The organism is Gluconobacter albidus (assembly GCF_002005485.1).
Classification (GTDB): domain Bacteria; phylum Pseudomonadota; class Alphaproteobacteria; order Acetobacterales; family Acetobacteraceae; genus Gluconobacter; species Gluconobacter albidus.
In genome coordinates, this window is sequence record NZ_CP014689.1 from 2522752 (window position 1) to 2539487 (window position 16736).

At 61.4% G+C, this 16736-nt stretch carries 15 protein-coding genes; 8 read left to right on the forward strand and 7 right to left on the reverse strand.

Annotation, left to right across the window (positions count from 1 at the left end; all coding sequences use genetic code 11):
• Positions 1 to 125 precede the first annotated feature (125 nt).
• Positions 126 to 2270, forward strand: coding sequence for a beta strand repeat-containing protein (locus A0U94_RS16255; protein ID WP_077803443.1), 2145 nt, complete (start codon positions 126 to 128; stop codon positions 2268 to 2270).
• A 132-nt stretch (positions 2271 to 2402) separates the two neighbouring features.
• Positions 2403 to 2825, forward strand: coding sequence for a flagellar biosynthesis regulator FlaF (locus tag A0U94_RS11535; protein WP_062029968.1), 423 nt, complete (start codon positions 2403 to 2405; stop codon positions 2823 to 2825).
• A 121-nt stretch (positions 2826 to 2946) separates the two neighbouring features.
• On the opposite strand, the gene A0U94_RS11540 is transcribed toward A0U94_RS11535, so the two are convergent.
• Genes A0U94_RS11540 through folD form a run of 3 tightly spaced genes read right to left on the reverse strand, consistent with a single transcriptional unit; the run spans position 2947 to position 6653 of the window.
• Positions 2947 to 4947, reverse strand: coding sequence for a M1 family metallopeptidase (locus A0U94_RS11540; RefSeq protein WP_077803444.1), 2001 nt, complete (start codon positions 4945 to 4947; stop codon positions 2947 to 2949).
• Positions 4948 to 4980: 33 nt separating this feature from the next.
• Complete coding sequence (locus A0U94_RS11545; protein WP_077803445.1) at positions 4981 to 5733, reverse strand: methylenetetrahydrofolate reductase; 753 nt, start codon at positions 5731 to 5733, stop codon at positions 4981 to 4983.
• On the reverse strand, positions 5730 to 6653 hold the full coding sequence (gene folD / locus A0U94_RS11550) for a bifunctional methylenetetrahydrofolate dehydrogenase/methenyltetrahydrofolate cyclohydrolase FolD (RefSeq protein WP_077803446.1): 924 nt from the start codon (positions 6651 to 6653) through the stop codon (positions 5730 to 5732). Before folD ends, A0U94_RS11545 begins: the two co-directional genes overlap by 4 nt.
• A gap of 83 nt (positions 6654 to 6736) precedes the next feature.
• Here folD and A0U94_RS11555 point away from each other — a divergent pair, with 83 nt between their 5' ends.
• The gene (locus tag A0U94_RS11555; protein WP_244178001.1) at positions 6737 to 7801 is read left to right on the forward strand and encodes a threonine aldolase family protein; all 1065 of its coding nucleotides are present in this window, start codon (positions 6737 to 6739) and stop codon (positions 7799 to 7801) included.
• On the forward strand, positions 7802 to 9160 hold the full coding sequence (locus tag A0U94_RS11560) for an L-serine ammonia-lyase (protein ID WP_077803447.1): 1359 nt from the start codon (positions 7802 to 7804) through the stop codon (positions 9158 to 9160). It begins immediately after the preceding gene.
• A gap of 6 nt (positions 9161 to 9166) precedes the next feature.
• On the opposite strand, the gene A0U94_RS11565 is transcribed toward A0U94_RS11560, so the two are convergent.
• On the reverse strand, positions 9167 to 10297 hold the full coding sequence (locus A0U94_RS11565; RefSeq protein WP_077803448.1) for a CDP-glycerol glycerophosphotransferase family protein: 1131 nt from the start codon (positions 10295 to 10297) through the stop codon (positions 9167 to 9169).
• Positions 10298 to 10530: 233 nt separating this feature from the next.
• On the opposite strand from A0U94_RS11565, the gene A0U94_RS11570 reads away from it, so the two are divergent.
• A complete protein-coding gene (locus tag A0U94_RS11570) occupies positions 10531 to 11841 on the forward strand; it encodes a lipopolysaccharide biosynthesis protein (protein ID WP_077803449.1) in 1311 nt (436 codons plus the stop codon).
• Positions 11842 to 11848: 7 nt separating this feature from the next.
• On the opposite strand, the gene A0U94_RS15950 is transcribed toward A0U94_RS11570, so the two are convergent.
• The 3 genes from A0U94_RS15950 to A0U94_RS11585 all read right to left on the reverse strand — a co-directional run bounded on the left by A0U94_RS15950 (position 11849) and on the right by A0U94_RS11585 (position 14474).
• Entirely contained in the window at positions 11849 to 12163 is a 315-nt protein-coding gene (locus A0U94_RS15950; protein ID WP_062107508.1) for a superinfection immunity protein, read from the reverse strand.
• A gap of 136 nt (positions 12164 to 12299) precedes the next feature.
• Positions 12300 to 13847, reverse strand: coding sequence for a Do family serine endopeptidase (locus A0U94_RS11580; protein ID WP_062029948.1), 1548 nt, complete (start codon positions 13845 to 13847; stop codon positions 12300 to 12302).
• 135 nt (positions 13848 to 13982) lie between these two features.
• The gene (locus A0U94_RS11585) at positions 13983 to 14474 is read right to left on the reverse strand and encodes a nucleoside deaminase (protein WP_208611640.1); all 492 of its coding nucleotides are present in this window, start codon (positions 14472 to 14474) and stop codon (positions 13983 to 13985) included.
• Positions 14475 to 14480: 6 nt separating this feature from the next.
• Here A0U94_RS11585 and A0U94_RS11590 point away from each other — a divergent pair, with 6 nt between their 5' ends.
• The 3 genes from A0U94_RS11590 to rsmD are packed head-to-tail and all read left to right on the forward strand — an operon-like array spanning position 14481 to position 16648.
• On the forward strand, positions 14481 to 15215 hold the full coding sequence (locus A0U94_RS11590; protein WP_077803450.1) for a gamma-glutamyl-gamma-aminobutyrate hydrolase family protein: 735 nt from the start codon (positions 14481 to 14483) through the stop codon (positions 15213 to 15215).
• 47 nt (positions 15216 to 15262) lie between these two features.
• The gene (locus A0U94_RS11595) at positions 15263 to 16045 is read left to right on the forward strand and encodes a pseudouridine synthase (protein ID WP_077803955.1); all 783 of its coding nucleotides are present in this window, start codon (positions 15263 to 15265) and stop codon (positions 16043 to 16045) included.
• Positions 16046 to 16048: 3 nt separating this feature from the next.
• A complete protein-coding gene (rsmD, locus tag A0U94_RS11600; protein WP_062107513.1) occupies positions 16049 to 16648 on the forward strand; it encodes a 16S rRNA (guanine(966)-N(2))-methyltransferase RsmD in 600 nt (199 codons plus the stop codon).
• The last annotated feature ends 88 nt before the right edge of the window (positions 16649 to 16736 follow it).

Sequence of the window (16736 nt, forward strand, 5' to 3'; positions counted from 1 at the left end):
AACCTCTTGTTTCCCGGTATTCCGTTATTTTTGAAGGGCTTTTTTTAACGGAACCGATTCAGCTTCCGTTAACCACTCCCCCCTATCCTGAGGTCGCAAACCTGCACCGACGGAGAACAGATTCAATGTCATTGTCCATTAATAACAACACTGCGGCAATGGCCGCACTTCAGAGCCTCAATCAGACGACGGCTGACCTGACCAAGACCGAGAACACGGTTTCCACTGGCAAGTCCGTCAACACGGCCTCTGACAATCCCGCGATGTACTCCATCGCCCAGAACATGACCGCCCAGATCTCGACGCTGTCAGGCGTCTCCACGGGCCTTTCGTTCTCCGCTCAGGTGCTGAACACCGCAACGACCGGCCTGTCGAGCATCTCGTCCGCCCTGCAGTCTCTAGCCACCACGATCGGCACCAACACGACAGGCGTCGACAACTCGACCCTGAACGACGCCATCACCAAGACGCTGGCTTCCATCGACTCTGCCGCTACGGGTGCGAAATTCCAGGGCGTGAACCTGCTGTCCGGTGCAACGGGCAATGGCACGACCTATACGAGCCTCTCGACCGCCATGGACGCACAGGGCTCCACCTTCACGCAGAACGGCTTCAACGTTACGTCCGCTGGCCTGGGCCTGACAAATCTGAGCATGGACATGTCCGGCTCTTCTCTGGCTCTGGGCAGCAGCACGACCACGGGCACCTTCGCCACGAACAATATTATTCAGTTAAAGAATACAACAGCAGCTTCGACGACGGCCACGCCTACCGCAGCCACCCCGGCCGTCAGCTACGATTTCGTGGCAGATAACCAAGCCTCTGCTGGACAGGGCACAGCTATGGACATGCTCAGCAAGGCAGTCGGCGGAGCTGTTGGAGATTTTACTCTCGGTACGGATGGCAAGCTGTCGGCAAAGAGCAGCGCAACTGTCCAGATCAGTTCACAGACGACCGCGTCAGATGGTTCTATCACCTATTCGCTGTCGAATGGGGATAGCATTTCCCAGTCCAAGGACGGCAATGGCAATTCCGTCTACACTGCCAATACGGCCTTTGACTCCAACGGAAATGCGACGACCAAGTCCGTCATCACAGACGTCAATACGTCCTCCGCATCTTCCCTGAGCACCGCGGGAGGCACTTCGAGCGCCCAGAGCGTCGCGCAGGTCAACCTGATGACGCAGGCCATGGAATACCAGGGCTTTGGCGTGTCCCGCGATTCCAGCAACAACCTGACGATCGCGGGCAACTCCATTGACGCGACATCCACGCAGATGGGGACTTTCCAGAGCCCGACGACAGATACAATCGCTCTCGGTAGCACCACACCTTTCAACACGACTGGTTCCACATCAGCAATCACGGTCGGCAACAACGTTTTCGTTGCGCAGACGACCAGCGGTGACAATTCCGCACTCAATTTTCTCGACAATAAGGTCAATGGCGGCGCCACAGACAACTCGATTCTTGGAGACCTGACGGTCGATTCAACAGGAAAGCTGACTGCTGCTGCTGGAAGCGATAGTACCAAAGGTCTTACTCTTGGCAGTGGAACCACGAACTCAGACGGTTCGACAACATACGCCCTAACCAATACCGCCAGCGGTACGACGGCAGGCTCAATCGTCCAATCCACAGACAAACAGGGTAACGCCGTTTACTCGTATACGGCGTCGACCGGTGCAAACACTGTTGTCACCAATATCGATATGCCCACGGACGCGGCAAATCAGGTCACGGCGATGCAGCAGGCGATGGCTGCTCAGGGCATCACTGCCACGACTGATTCCTCCAACAACCTGACAGTGACGCCCACGGACAATGTCGCCGTGTCAGTCAGTACGATTGCCCCTACCACGGGCGTCGCTTCCGCGGATGGCACACGAGCAGTTACCCTCACAAAGGGTCCTGCAAGTGATGCCACGTTCACTGCAGGTGCGGCAAACACAACCACAGGCTTCACGGGTAAGGCAACTGCCGTTACTGGCGCCAACGTCGTCAGTGCCGTCGTTCAGGCTGCGATCTCCAGCGTGACGCGGACAGCCTCCTCGATCGGTTATTCCAGCACGACGATCTCCAACCTCCAGACCACGACATCCAGCCTGTCCGATGCCCTGACGACGGGTGTTGGCGCGCTCACGGATGCCGATCTGGCAGCCGAGAGCGCCAAGCTGACCTCGCTTCAGACGAAGCAGCAGCTGGCCGTTCAGGCCCTGTCGATTGCGAACTCGCAGTCGTCCACCCTGCTCAGCCTCTTCCGCGGCTGATCAGGTTACTGAAGGGTGCCGGTTTATCCGGCACCCTTCAGACCCCCCTGCCACGGCAGGACTGCTCCAGAAGCCTGATGCCTTTCCCGCACAGGCTTCCGAAACAGTCTTTCCCGAAAGGAGTTTGCCTCCGTGACCTATGCAGCCTCACAGTACCAGAAACAGTCTGGAAGCTATCTGTCTTCCCGGGAAGTCGAGGTTATGGCGTTCCGGCACGTCAATACGCTGCTGACGCAGGCGAAAGATCATGAAAAGAAGGTCGCGGCGCTGGCAGCCAATCTGAAGCTGTGGAGCATCCTGTCCCTGAGCGTCGAACGGGTCGATTGCCCCCTTCCGCCCGTGCTGCGCGATGACATTCTCAAGGTCGGGTCGTGGTCCATGCGCTATTCCAATGCGGCCTTCAACGCACCGAAAGACCTGCAGCCCCTCGTCGATGTCAACAACGACATGATCGAAGGTCTGTCCACGGAACCCGCGCCTTATGCCATGACGCCGTCTGCGTCTCAGGCCTATGGCGGGTCGGCCACGAAATCCTCTCTGGAACTCGTCGGCTGAGCGTTTCCGGCGACGGAGCATTTCCCAACTAAAAAAAGGGCGCCGGTTGCCAGGCGCCCTTTTTCATGCTCCGAAGCAGAACCATGCGAGGCGGTACCGTGCCTCGCATGTCGTCACAATCTCAGGGAGTAATCGCCAGCCGGTTATCCGAACGGTCGATATCCGGAATGACGTGATCAGGGTCGAGCGTCACGGCCTTGAGGCCGTCATGAACCGGCAGCGAAACCACAATGTCGCTGCTCTGGCGCCAGGCTTCCGTCGGTATGCGAAGCTCTTCCGATTTCCCGTCCACATAATCGGCGCGCAGAACCACCGGCAGCGGGAGCGCCCCGTAATTGCGAACCTGCACGGTCGCAGGCTTTCCGGCGTCATGATGGACGTCTCCGAGCGCATAGTCCGGAGCGGCATTGGTGAAATACCAGCCGCGCCAGAACCAGCCCAGGTCCTCGCCCGCTTCGCTGCTCATCAGCCGGAAGAAATCCGACGGAGACGGGTGTTTAAAAGCCCATTCCGCAATATAGCGCCGGAATGCCGCGTCGAACCGGACCGGTCCGAGGATCTGTTCGCGCAGCAGTTTCAATCCATAAGCGCCTTTGAAATACGTCACGCCATGACGGTATTTCTCCGACACGCCATCGGCGGCCGTCATGAGCACCGGTGCATCCGGATCAGTCAGAACCGGAACGATATCCTGCGCGGGGTTGCCGGTTTTGGGCGCAAATTCAGAATCGCGCTTGGGGGCGAACTCGCCATTATTGAAGTGATCGGATGCATACACATCAATGAATGTGTTGAAGCCCTCATCCATGAAGGCATTGCGGCGTTCATCCGTCCCCACAATCATCGGGAACCAGCCGTGGCCCAGTTCATGGGTCGTGATCCAGAACAACTCCGGATCGCGGTCACTCATGCCATCAAAAACGATGCCCGGATATTCCATGCCCGCGCCATGACCACCCAGATTGATGGCGTTCGGCCAAGGGTATTCAAACCACTGCGACGAGAAATATTCGATGGCGTGTTTGACGTAATCTGTCGAGCGGTCCCAGCCATGCGGCCCGATCCCCTCACGCGGATAGACTGACATCGCAAGCCTCGGCACGGCATGATAGTTCGTCCAGGGCACAACCGGCGGCAGATTGATACGCGCGGCATCCCAAACGAATGCCGGTGAAGCGGCAAACGCCACGTCGCGCGTGTTGCGCATCCCATAATGCCAGGTGACTTCGCCGCTCTGCTTCAGATGGCTTTTCGGGTCGGTAATGTCATCGAGCGTGCGGATCATCACGCGCGTGTCGCTCTGCGAGGCCTGTGCAAGGCGGTTCCGCTCAACGGAGGTGAGAACCTGTTCAGGATTGAGAAGCGCGCCGGAGCCTACCAGCGTGTAGTTCCACGGCACCGTCACGCTATAGTCGAAGCTGCCATATTCCAGGAAGAACTCCTGCCCCAGATAAGGCAGCGTGTTCCAGCCACGACGGTCATCATAAACGCTCAGACGCGGATACCACTGCGCCACTTCATAAATATCGCCTTCGCGGGTCGGCGTGACAGCAGTACGACCACCCCAGGGGCCCGGCAGCGTGTAGTGCCAGTCGATCTTCACGAACGCCACGCCATGCGGGTCAATCGTACGGGGAAGCGTGAGCTGCATCCGCGTATCGGAAATCAGCGGCGTCACATCCACGTCCCGACCACCCTGCACGACCGAGACATGCTCGATCACCATGCCGTCGGTGTGGTTGCCCGTCATCATGTGACTACCCGGAATCGCCCCGACCTCACCCCGTGTATCGGCGCGATAGATGTTCTGGTCGAGCTGGAGCCACAGAACGTCCAGCGCCTCGGGGCTGTTGTTGCTGTAGGTCACGGTTTCGGAGCCGTGCAGGACATGCGCCTGCGTGTCGATCCGCGAATGGATCACGTAATCCGTACGGTTCTGCCAGTATTGCGGGCCCGGAAGCCCCGACCCCGAGCGGTAGACGTTCGGAGCGTCGGGAAGGGTCAGGGGTGCGAAGACGGTGGCCGGGTCAGCGAGAGTTTTCGCAAAAGTGGTCGCAGGCAACAGGGCGGCGGGAGCGAGTACGCCTCCCAGCAGGGGAAGCAGAAAAAGGCGCACAGACATCCGGGGCAGGCCCTCCGTTGGGTAAGTTCGATGTTACCCCGTTATAATGTCGCCAAGCGCTCCCAGATAGGATGCCAGATCAACTTTCAGCGGCATCAGATAGGCATTGTCGTTTTTTGCGGTCACGACAGCCAGCATCCGGCGCGCAAAAGCGATGTTGCCGTCGAGCGTCCCGTCGTAATCGCGCGGGAAGATCACATGGTTCATGCGCTCCCAGTACCGGCGCGACTTGTCGCCCAGAACCGGGGAGATGCCCCAGAACACCGTGTCGTCCCGCAGCCAGTCCATGCAGTATTCGAGCATCGGAATGTCGAAAAGCGGCTGGGTAAAAAAGCCACAGGCCCCGGCATCGCGTTTGCGGGCGATCTCCTCGAGCTCCTGATACGGCGCGCGGCGATAGGGGTCGAACACCGCATAAACCTTCAGATGCGGGGCCTCGCGGCGGTAACGTTCGATGATCTGCGCGGACGTGTTGGGATAGACCACCCGGTCGCTGCCGGCTGGCGGCGGATCTCCGGCGACGACCAGAATGGAGGTCAACTCCGGCCGGTCCGCACCCGGCAGCGGCGCATTCGGGGCGATATCGGTCGCACGGACATGCGCGATCACCTCAAACGGCGTCTGTTTCACAATCAGCGATGCGGCGTCATGGCTGCGCAGGTCAAAGCGTATCAGGTCCGGGACGTTCAGCGTGCTGACCTGCGGCAGGATATCCCGCACGGTCTGCACATCCGCCATCAGGGATTCAGGCGTGCGCGGAACCAGTTCAACAGAAACGCGCGTCATGAGGAGGCATCCGCAGAGGTTGCGGAGGATGTGGCGCGGGCGGCCTGAAGCGTATTGTGCAGCAGGCAGGCAATCGTCATCGGCCCAACGCCACCCGGAACCGGCGTGATGTGCCCGGCAACCGGAAGTGCTTCGTCAAACACCACGTCCCCGACTAGACGCGTTTTGCCGTTTTCCGCTGCAACGCGGGTGATGCCAACGTCGATCACGGTCGCACCCGGCTTGATCCAGTCCCCACGGACCAGACCGCTCTTGCCGGTCGCAACGACCAGAATGTCCGCCTCGCGCGCCAGCTCCTTCGTGTTGCGCGTATGGATATGCGCCACCGTGACCGTGCAGTTCTCCTTGAGCAGAAGCTGCGCCATCGGCTTGCCGACGAGATTGGACGCGCCGATCACCACAGCATGCTTGCCGGTCATATCCCTGTGGACGGACTGCAGCAGCATCAGACAGCCCAGCGGCGTGCAGGGCACGATCCCGTCAATCCCGAGTGACAGACGGCCCGCATTGACTTCGCCCAGACCGTCCACGTCCTTGTGCGGCGCGATCGCGTTCGTCACCACAACCGGATCAATCTGTGCCGGCAGGGGAAGCTGCACCAGAATGCCGTGAATTTTCGGATTGGTGTTGAGCTGCGCAATCAGGTCCAGCAGTTCGTCCTGCGACGTGCTCTGCGGAAGCATGTGCATGAAGGAACGCATCCCCACGCGATGGGTCTGGATCGCCTTGTTCTTCACATAGACTTCCGACGCTGGATCGTTGCCCACCAGCACCACGGCGAGGCCGGGGATCGTATTGCCCTGCTCGACGAACTTCGCCACTTCACGCCCCACCTGATCGGTCAGAGCACGGGCGATGGCCTTGCCGTCGATGATCCTGGAGGCCAGTTCGGACTGCTTCTCGGGGGACAACGTGCTCATGGGCTCTCCGGATGACAACAGGCGGTCGTTTCAGTTACGCTGGCAAACAGGCCGTAACGGCTGCAGGAACTGAGGATGGTCTCGTGACCGACGAAATACGCAAGAACTTCGCCAGTGACAATGTTTCTCCCGCATGTCCCGCCGTTATGGACGCCATGATGCGCGCCAATGCGGGCAATGTCGGCTCTTATGGCGACGATGCGCTGAGCCGGTCCCTGAATGCCCGGTTCGGCGCGGTTTTTGAAACGGACGTCGCGGTCTTCCCGGTCGTGACGGGCACGGCGGCCAACAGTCTGGCGCTGTCCTCGCTGGTAGCACCCTACGGCGCGGTTCTGTGTGACCAGAGCGCGCATATCAGCAACGACGAGGGCGGCGCCCCCGAATTCTTCATGCATGGCGCCAAACTCGTCACGCTCCCCTCCGCCGACGGCCGCATGGACGCCGAAGCCCTGCGCACGGGCCTGCGGGTCAATGCGCAGGGCGGAATTCTCAAACCCCCCATCCACGCCCTGTCGCTGACGCAGGCCACGGAATGGGGCACGGTCTATGCGCTGAAAGACCTCGCGGATCTCTGTGCGATCGCCCATGAACACGACATCCCCGTCCATCTGGACGGCTCGCGACTGAGCAATGCCATTGCCCATCTGGGCTGCACGCCAGCAGAGGCGACATGGAAAGCGGGGGTGGATGTCCTGTCGTTCGGCGGTACGAAATGCGGGGCCATGGCAGCGGAAGCGGTCGTGTTCTTTGTCAATGACCGCACGCGCCCGGTCCTGAAGGATTTCGAGCGTCGCATCAAACGCAGCGGGCATCTGTGGTCCAAGGCCCGCTTCCTGAGCGCGCAGCTTCTGGCGCTGCTGGAAGACGGGCTGTGGCTGAAAAACAGCGCCCATGCCAACGCCATGGCCCAGCGCATCGTCGAAGGTCTGCGCCGTCACGCGGGTGCACAGCTTCCGTTCGAGACGCAGGGCAACGAAGTGTTCGTCATCCTGCCGGACCGGCTGGTCGAGGAGCTTGAGGCGGCGGGATACGGATTTTATCGCTGGCCCACGCCGGAAGGCGTCTCGGGCACGCTCATCCGCCTCGTGCCGAGTTTTCACACACGCATCGAAGACGTCGATGCGCTGCTGGCTGAAATTGCTGCCTGAATGATCAGCCTGTTCGACCTGTTCAAGATCGGCATCGGGCCGTCCTCGTCCCATACCGTCGGCCCCATGCGCGCGGCCACCCGCTTTGCCGAGAGCCTGAACGACACGCCGGACGTGGCGCGACTGCGCGTGACGCTCTATGGCTCGCTCGCCTGGACAGCCCGGGGCCATGCCACGGACCGCGCGGTCATTCTGGGTCTGGCGGGAGAAAAGCCCGACACGATGGACCCGGCGCTCGCAGACGGCATCGTGCAGTCCGTGACGCAGGCGCATCTGATCCCGCTCAACGGCCACCCCACGCCGTTCAACCCGGACACGGACATCGTTCTCGACACGAAGACCGTCCCGCCGGTCCATCCCAACACGCTCCAGTTCGAAGCATTCGATTCCACAGACACCTTGCTCGCCTGCGCGCGCTTCTGTTCGGTCGGCGGCGGCTTCATCGTACCGGAACAGGCCACCGAAACCGCGACCTACGCCCAGCCCGACATGCCGTATGACTTCACCAGCGGCACGGAGCTTCTGGAGCGCACGCAAAACACAGGGCTCGATATCGCAGGCGTCGTTCTGGCGAACGAAAGCGTGCTGCGACCCTGCGCCGAGGTCGAAGCCTATCTGGACCGGATCGTCTCCGTGATGATGGACTGCGTGGACGCCGGGCTGCACCGCTCCGGCACGCTGCCGGGACGGCTGAACGTCCGCCGACGGGCCGCCGCACTCTACGAACGGCTCAAGGACCAGAGCCGCAGCAACCAGCCCTCCGCGCACGGCATCATGGACTGGATCAGCCTGTTCGCCATTGCGGTGAACGAGGAAAATGCTGCCGGAGGGCGCGTCGTCACAGCCCCCACCAATGGCGCCTCGGGCGTGATCCCGGCCGTGCTGCGCTATTACCGGGAGTTCTGCCCCGAATACTCGCTCGACGGACAGCGCCGGTTTCTGCTGACGGCCGCGGCTATCGGCGGACTGTTCAAGCTCAATGCGTCGATTTCAGGCGCGGAAGTCGGCTGTCAGGGAGAAGTCGGCGTCGCGTCTTCGATGGCGGCGGCCGGGCTGGCGGCGGCTCTGGGCGCCACGCCACTTCAGGTGGAAAATGCCGCAGAAATCGGCATGGAACATCACCTTGGCATGACCTGCGACCCGGTGGCCGGGCTGGTGCAGATCCCGTGCATCGAGCGCAATGCGTTCGGCGCGATCAAGGCCATCAATGCGGCCTCCCTCGCCATGCACGGCGACGGCGCGCATCACGTCTCGCTCGATCAGGTCATCCGCACGATGGCCGAGACGGGGCGCGACATGAACCACCGCTATAAGGAAACGTCGCTCGGCGGTCTGGCCGTCAATTTCCCCGAATGCTGAAAAGCCTCACGCTGCGGCCATGAACTCCGCAATGGCGTCCGCGGCGCGTTGCGATCCCCCCAGAAGCGGGGTGCCGAAGGTTTCCTGAAACAGACTTTCCTGCGCCGGACGATACGCCGCATGACGCTCCCGCGCGCGGGCGATGGCAGGCATCAGATCGTCCAGATCCTCCACCACTTCGCCCAGCGTCCAGTGCAGAAAATACGGATCATCCCGCCAGGGCAGTTTGCGCGGATTGAGGAAAACGCAGGGGCGCGGAATGCCGAGGAACTCGTAAACCTGACTGCTGACATCGCCAATATAGAGCGCGGCCTGAGACGTGTAGGTCATGTCCAGCATGGCGGACGACCCGGTATCGACCATCACTTGGGGGCTTCGCTGCCGCTTGAGCTGACGCTCGCGAATACCAAACCCTTTGTGAAAGGTCTTGATATGCGGCGCCACAACCAGATTGTAATCGCTCTCCCCGGTCTCGCTCTGGGCCTTGAACCCCCGGATCAGCGGCATCATCCAGCCTGACGCCGATGTCAGCTTGCGCTGGTAATGCGGATTATACAGTGCAAAAGGGCGACCATTGCCAAACGAGATCGTCTTCTCGCGTTGTACGGCCTCGAACACATCGAATTTCGGATACCCCACAACCCGCGTGGTTTCCTGTTTCAGAAGGCCCTTGTCCTGAAAATAGCTCTCAACCTTGGGGCCGGGAACGAGCGTCAGATCAAAATCCCGCACGAGATGTTCGTCATTGACGTAGCGGTCCCCGGCACCATGCATCAGCAGAATGAGTTTCGGGCCGCAAAGCCCCATCTCCCTGAGCACACCGGCCGTATATTCCGTCGCCACCACCGCATCATACTGGTTCAGCTCGGCAATGTTCTCCCGCAGCACCACCAGCCGCTCCTGATCAAGGCGTCTTGCGCGCTTCAGTAGACGGGCTTTCAGCGATTTCGGAAAAGCCTTCAGCGGCAGGTCAGGCACGTCCAGCGCACGGCGGATGCGGGCGAGATGCTTCACCGTCTCGGGAAAACTGTAATATTCCACCACATCATGACCGGGGATCGCAGCCAATGCGCTGGCGACGGACGCCGTATGATAGCACTGGTAGGGCTCGGCAATATAAATGAAGGCGATTTTCATGACTGATCAGATGCGTCCTGCCTGAAAAACAGGCCGGAAACCTGCGCTTTTCGGGATGGGGCCTTCAGGAGAAGACGGGTCGCCGCAAGATCCCGTTCGCAGAAATCCTGACACCGAAATATGTAATATTTTCTTCATAATCCCTGACCTTTTCGTGTCAAGAAACTTCCCGGAGTGCTACAATTCGTTACTGCCATGGACACTCCACTGGCTTTGTGGTCAGTAAGGCCCGCATGTCCGGCGAACGCTCCGTTTTCAAATCCATTTTCAAAAATGTCAGTGTTCTCACCCTCGGTCGCATCGCCAATGCGCTGTGCAGCTTCATCTATATCGCCGTGGCCGTCCGCGCTCTGGGGCTGTCCGATTTCGGACTGCTGATCCTGATCCATTCCCTGGCCTCGACCGGCTCAGTCCTGTCGCGGATGCAGTCCTGGCAGACGCTGATCCGCTTCGGCAGCGACAGCTTCAGCAGCAATGATACGGACCTCCTGCACCGGGTCGTCCATTTCTGCATCCGTCTCGACACGCTTTCGGCGGCCTTCGCCATCGCTTTCGGCCTCGTGGGCGTGCAGATCTACGGCCACACCGCAAACTGGTCCGCGCATGTGCGGTTTCTGGCCGATCTGTATGTCTGCGTCAGCCCGCTGATGTATTCAGGCTGGGCGAACGGCATCCTGCGGATGGCCGGGAAATTCCATCTCGTCCCGATCATCGACAGCTGCGCCGCCATCGCCAAGACTTTCGGCGTGCTGCTGGGCTATGTCCTGCATCTGAAGCTCGGATATTTCCTGTTCGTCTGGGCCATGACGATTGTCATCGACTACGGCTTTTACATTTATTATGCGCTGGACATCCTGCACCGGAAATTCCGCTTCCGGTATTTCCGGGCGTTCCGGCACTGGCGCTGGCAGATCCCGGGCATGTGGCAGTTCACACGCGCGGCCAGCATCAACCAGACGCTGGGCAACATCTCGGGCCATGTGGCAACGCTGGTTGTCGGAACGGGCCTCGGACCGGCGGAAGCGGCCGTTTTCCGCGTCTGCCGCCAGATCGCGGACGGGATCGTCACCCCGGCGCAGCTCATCTCCCCCGTCCTCTATCCCGAACTGGTCCGGATGCGGGACCGGCAGGACTGGCGCGGGCTCAAGCGTGTGACCTGGAAAATGTTCGGCGTTCTGGGCGGGCTTTCAGTCGTCCTTCTGCTGCTGTCCGCCTTCTTCGGATCGACAATCTTCCGCTTCCTGCTGCATGTCCATGTGCATCACACGTCGCTCTATATTTCCATCATGCTGCTGGCGGCGGTGTTCAGCCTGCTGGTCATCCCGCTTGAGCCGCTGCTGATCGTCGTGGGGCATGTGAAGTTCCTCATGAAGAACCGCACCGCCGTCATGGCGATCTATTTCCCGGCGCTCTATGTTCTGACGCGGCATTTTGGTCTCGCAGGAGCCTGCCTGTCGACGGCGGCGTGCAATGCGACGATCCTGCTGTCGCAGATGCTGGGTGTCTGGTTCTTTTACGATCGGATCGGCAAGGCGGAGCGCTGACCCCGCATCAGTGCAGAAGATGTGTGGCGTGGGAAGAATGATGGAACACGGCATACCCTGTCACCGCCATTTCCACAAAGACCAGCTCCAGAACGAGCAGGACCTTTTTGCGAGTTGAAAGCCCTCTGAAACGGGTCTTGATCTTCGCATCGTCTCCAGTCGCGGCCCATGCAATGGCGGCAAACCAGCCTGCAAACGTGAAGGCAAACGCCAGATTGACCACAAACGCCTCGCGCCAATGAACCTTGCGGGTACAGAGGGCAATGATCGTTGGGAGAAAAGTCAGCGCCAGCAAAGCCAGCGCTCCACTGACGAACTTCATGACAGTAATCAGGTGCACGATAACACGGTCCCAAACGGGTGAAAGCCCGACAGTATTTCGGATCCGATACGAAAACAAACATAAAAAAGGCGGGAAGGTCTGACCCTTCCCGCCTTTCCTGCTCCTGACGCAAACCTTATTGGGCGTCGTCGGAGCTGTCGTCATCCGAACCGGTCGGGGAGACGGCCACGAAAAGCTGCTGCCCGTCACGCAGGATCCGCAGAAGCGGCGGCTGCTTGCGACCCAGAGCATCATGCACCTGCGCCACGACAGCCTTGGGCGACGGCGTGACGTGATTGCCAACCGCCACGACAATATCGCCCGGACGGATCCCGGCCTGATCGGCAGGCGAGCCCTGCACGACATCAGCCACGACCGCACCCTGCACACTGTCATCCAGACCCAGTTCCTGACGCGCGCGCGGCGTCAGGGAGGCCAGCGACACGCCCAGCTTGCCCGCACCCGCCTGTGCGCTGTCGGCGGCATCGCCGGAAGCATGATCCTGCGCGGACAGGTTACCGACCGTGAAGTTCACCGTCATCGGCTTGCTGTCACGCAGCAGGCCCAGCGTCGCGGCGGTACCCGGCGCGATGGACACAACCTTCACCGCCAGATCATGACCGTTCTTGATCGGTTTGCCATTCAGCGTGGTGACGACATCGCCGCTCTTGATGCCGGCCTTCTCGGCGGGGCTGCCCTTGGAGACGGACGCCACCAGAGTTCCGCGCGGCGGGGCACCCGGCTCGGGGGACTGGAGGTTCAGCGCCTGCGCCATCGTGGGCGAGATGTCCTGCCCCTCGATGCCGAGATAGCCGCGCGTGACATGGCCGGTCTTTTCAAGCTGGCTCACGACGGATCTGACGGTGTCGGACGGGATGGCGAAACCAATACCGATCGAGCCGCCCCCATTGGGCGAGATGATCATGGAATTGATGCCCACGACCTTGCCGTCCTGCGTGAACAGCGGACCACCGGAGTTGCCATGATTGATCGGCGCATCGACCTGGATGAAGTCGTTATAGGCGCCCGAATGCAGGTCACGACCCAGTGCCGAGACGATACCCGCTGTCACCGTACCCCCCAGACCATAGGGATTGCCCACGGCAATGACCCATTCGCCCGGCTGGACCTCGTCGGAATCCCCTAGTTCGATGAACGGCAGCTTGCCGGTCGGCTTGACGCGCAGAAGGGCAACGTCCGTCTTCGGGTCGCGTCCGATGATCTTGGCCGGCAGCGTCGTGCCGTCATCGAGCGTGACCGTCACCTTGGTCGCACCGTTCACAACGTGGTTGTTCGTCACGACATAGCCGTCAGACGAGATGATGAACCCCGAACCGCGGGCCTCGACGGTACGGTTGGGCTGCTGCTGCTGCGGCATCATCTGGAACGGGAAGGGAAACGGGAACGGCGAACCCTGGCCCATGCCACCGCCACCGCCGCCCGGACCGTTTTCCTCTTCTTCCGCCACGTCCGCCTTGATGTGGGACGTGATGGACACGACAGCCGGCTTCACCTGCTTGACGAGCGTGACGAAATTGGGGAGCGCCTGAACGCCCGTCTGGGGCTTGATGGCGCCACTGGGTGCGACGGCTGCGGGTGCCGTGTCCGCGAAAGCGAACGGGGCCGCGACCAGCATGGTGGTTGCAGCGAGAGCGGACAGGGACGTGCGAAAGCGTGTGGTCATATCAATCCCGACTTGTTGCAAAAACATCGTGGCTTATAGCGTTGAACTATGAACCCCGTTCCCGTTCCACAAGCTGGCCGCAGGGTGAAACATCCGTAAGTTCGTGACGGACTGTGAATTCAGCCTTCCACCGCGTCATTCTGCGATGGGTTTGCGGAGTTTGCGGAAAAAGTCTTTCAGAAGCCCGGACGCCTCGCGTTCACACACGCCGCCGATGACCTCGGGGCGGTGCAGACAGGACGGGCGCTCGAAAATGCGCGGCCCATGCTCCACGCCCCCGCCCTTGGGATCATAGGCCCCGAACACGACGCGCCCGATCCGGAAATGCACGATCGCCGCCGCACACATCGGACACGGCTCCAGCGTCACAACCAGCGTGCAATCCGTCAGACGCGGATTTTGCAGACACGCGGCCGCCTCGCGCATCGCCAGAAGCTCGGCATGGGCAGACGCATCATGCGCGCCCTCCACATGATTGCGCGCCACCGCCAGAACACGTCCGTCAGGCGCCAGCACGACCGCACCCACCGGCACTTCCCCACACGACGCCGCCTCCCGCGCAGCCTGCAACGCGGTCTGCATCGCCGGGCCGATATCCGTCTGAATCCTTGTCTGATCCTGAATCATGATGCGATGATGCGGCGCATGACCCTCCCCCGTCCATCCCCTTCGCATCGCGCGCCGCTGATCGGTCTGACGCTGGATCATGAACCCGGCGGCCCGGGGCAGTTCTCGCGTTACCCCTTCCATGCGCTGCGGGAAAACTACCTGACAGCCGTCAGCGATGCGGGTGGGATTCCGGTCTGTCTGGGTTACGGCTGCGACGCCGAAGCCCTGATGGCGCGGCTGGACGCACTGATCGTCACAGGCGGTGCCTTCGACGTCGATCCCGCGCTGTATGGTGAGGCGCCCCATCCGCTGACCAGCCCGCGCCCCTCCCGCACCGCCGCCGAACTGGCCCTGCTGCGGGCCGCAATGGCACAGGGCAAGCCGGTTCTGGGCATCTGTGGCGGAATGCAGCTTCTGGCCGTGGAAGCCGGCGGCACGCTGATCCAGCACCTGCCCGAAGATCTGCAACACGAACAGCCCAACCCCCGCCACGAACCCGGCCATGCGATCGACATCGTCTCTGGCACGAAACTCGCGCAGATCGTGGGGGTGAACCGCATGAGCGTGAACTCCTCGCATCATCAGGCCGTGCGCGACCCCGGACGGGCCAAAATCTGCGCTTATGCGCCGGATGGTACCATCGAGGCGATCGAGCTTGATGGCCCCGGTTTCGCCCTTGGCGTACAGTGGCACCCCGAATTCTCCCTCGACCCCGGCGACCGTCGCCTGTATGCGGCGCTTGTGGAGACTGCACGATGACCGACGACAACACCGAAAACACCGCCCCCGAGATGCCCGAGACCGAGATGCACGAGAGCACCGGCTCCGAACCGGAAACGGCCGCCCCGAAAGGCGAACGCATCGCCAAGGCGCTGGCCCGCGCCGGCGTGGCGAGCCGCCGCGATATCGAGCGCATGATCGAAGACGGACGCATCAAGCTGGGCGGGCAGATCGTCACGCATCCGGCGACTTTCGTGCAGCCGGGCGACATCATGCTGGTGGACGGCAAACCCGTGGACTCCCCCGAGCGCACGCGCCTGTGGCGGTATCACAAGCCCGACGGCCTGATGACGACCCACAAGGATCCGGAAGGCCGCAAAACCGTGTTCGACACGCTGCCCGAAGGCCTGCCGCGCGTCATCAGTGTCGGGCGCCTCGACATCAATTCCGAAGGTCTGCTGCTGCTGACCAATGACGGCGAACTGGCCCGCCGCCTCGAACTTCCGGGCAATGCCTGGGTCCGCCGCTACCGCGTGCGCGTGTTCGGCGTCGTGGACGAAAAGCGTCTGGCCTCGCTGGTCAACGGTTTCGAGTATGACGGCGTCCGCTACGGCTCCATCGAAGCGGCGCTGGACTCGAAAAAAGGCGACAACGCCTGGCTCACGGTCAGTCTGCGCGAAGGCAAGAACCGCGAAATCCGCCGCGTCATGGAAGGTCTGAACCTGCATGTCAGCCGCCTGATCCGCCTGTCCTACGGCCCGTTCCAGCTCGGCTCACTCAAGGCGCGCGAACTGGAAGAAGTCCCCGGCAAGACCCTGCGCGAACAGATGCCGGACCTCCCCGCCCCGAAGCGTCAGCGGACGCGCTGATTCATGCGGATCGTTGGAGGAGACAACAAGGGCCGCGCCCTGACCGCGCCGTCTGGAACCAGCACACGCCCCACATCGGACCGCACGCGGCAGGCGATTTTCGACATGCTCGCCCATGCGCCATGGTACGGGCAGGAGGAGCTGGAGAAGGCCTTCGTGCTGGACTGCTACGCCGGAACCGGCGCACTGGGGCTCGAAGCCCTCTCCCGCGGCGCGGAAAAAGCCGCGTTCATCGAACGCGACCGCAGCGCACTCGCGGCCCTGCGGATCAATCTGGACATCTGCAAAGCCCGGGACCGCTCCCGCGTGCTGAGTTGCAGCGTCACGCATCCGCCCAAGGCGCAGGAACCCTACACGCTGGTTTTCCTTGACCCGCCCTATGGCAAGGGACTTGTCGAATCGGGTCTGCGGGCGCTCGCGCGGAACGGCTGGCTGGCGCAGGGCGCGCTGATCGTGGCCGAAACGGGCGCCACGGAAGAATTTACGCCCATCATGCCACCTTCCGAACACTTTATGCCCACACTCACGCCAGAAATCCTCTGTGAACGCCGTTTTGGCGCGGCAAAGGTGACAATCTGGAAGCATTCCTCCACTTTTCCTTAATTTTCCCTCTGTATTCAGTACCCTGTCGGCTATAGTTCAGAGTGAATTTTACAAGCCGCAATCCAGAAAACCGACGGGGTGACGAGAC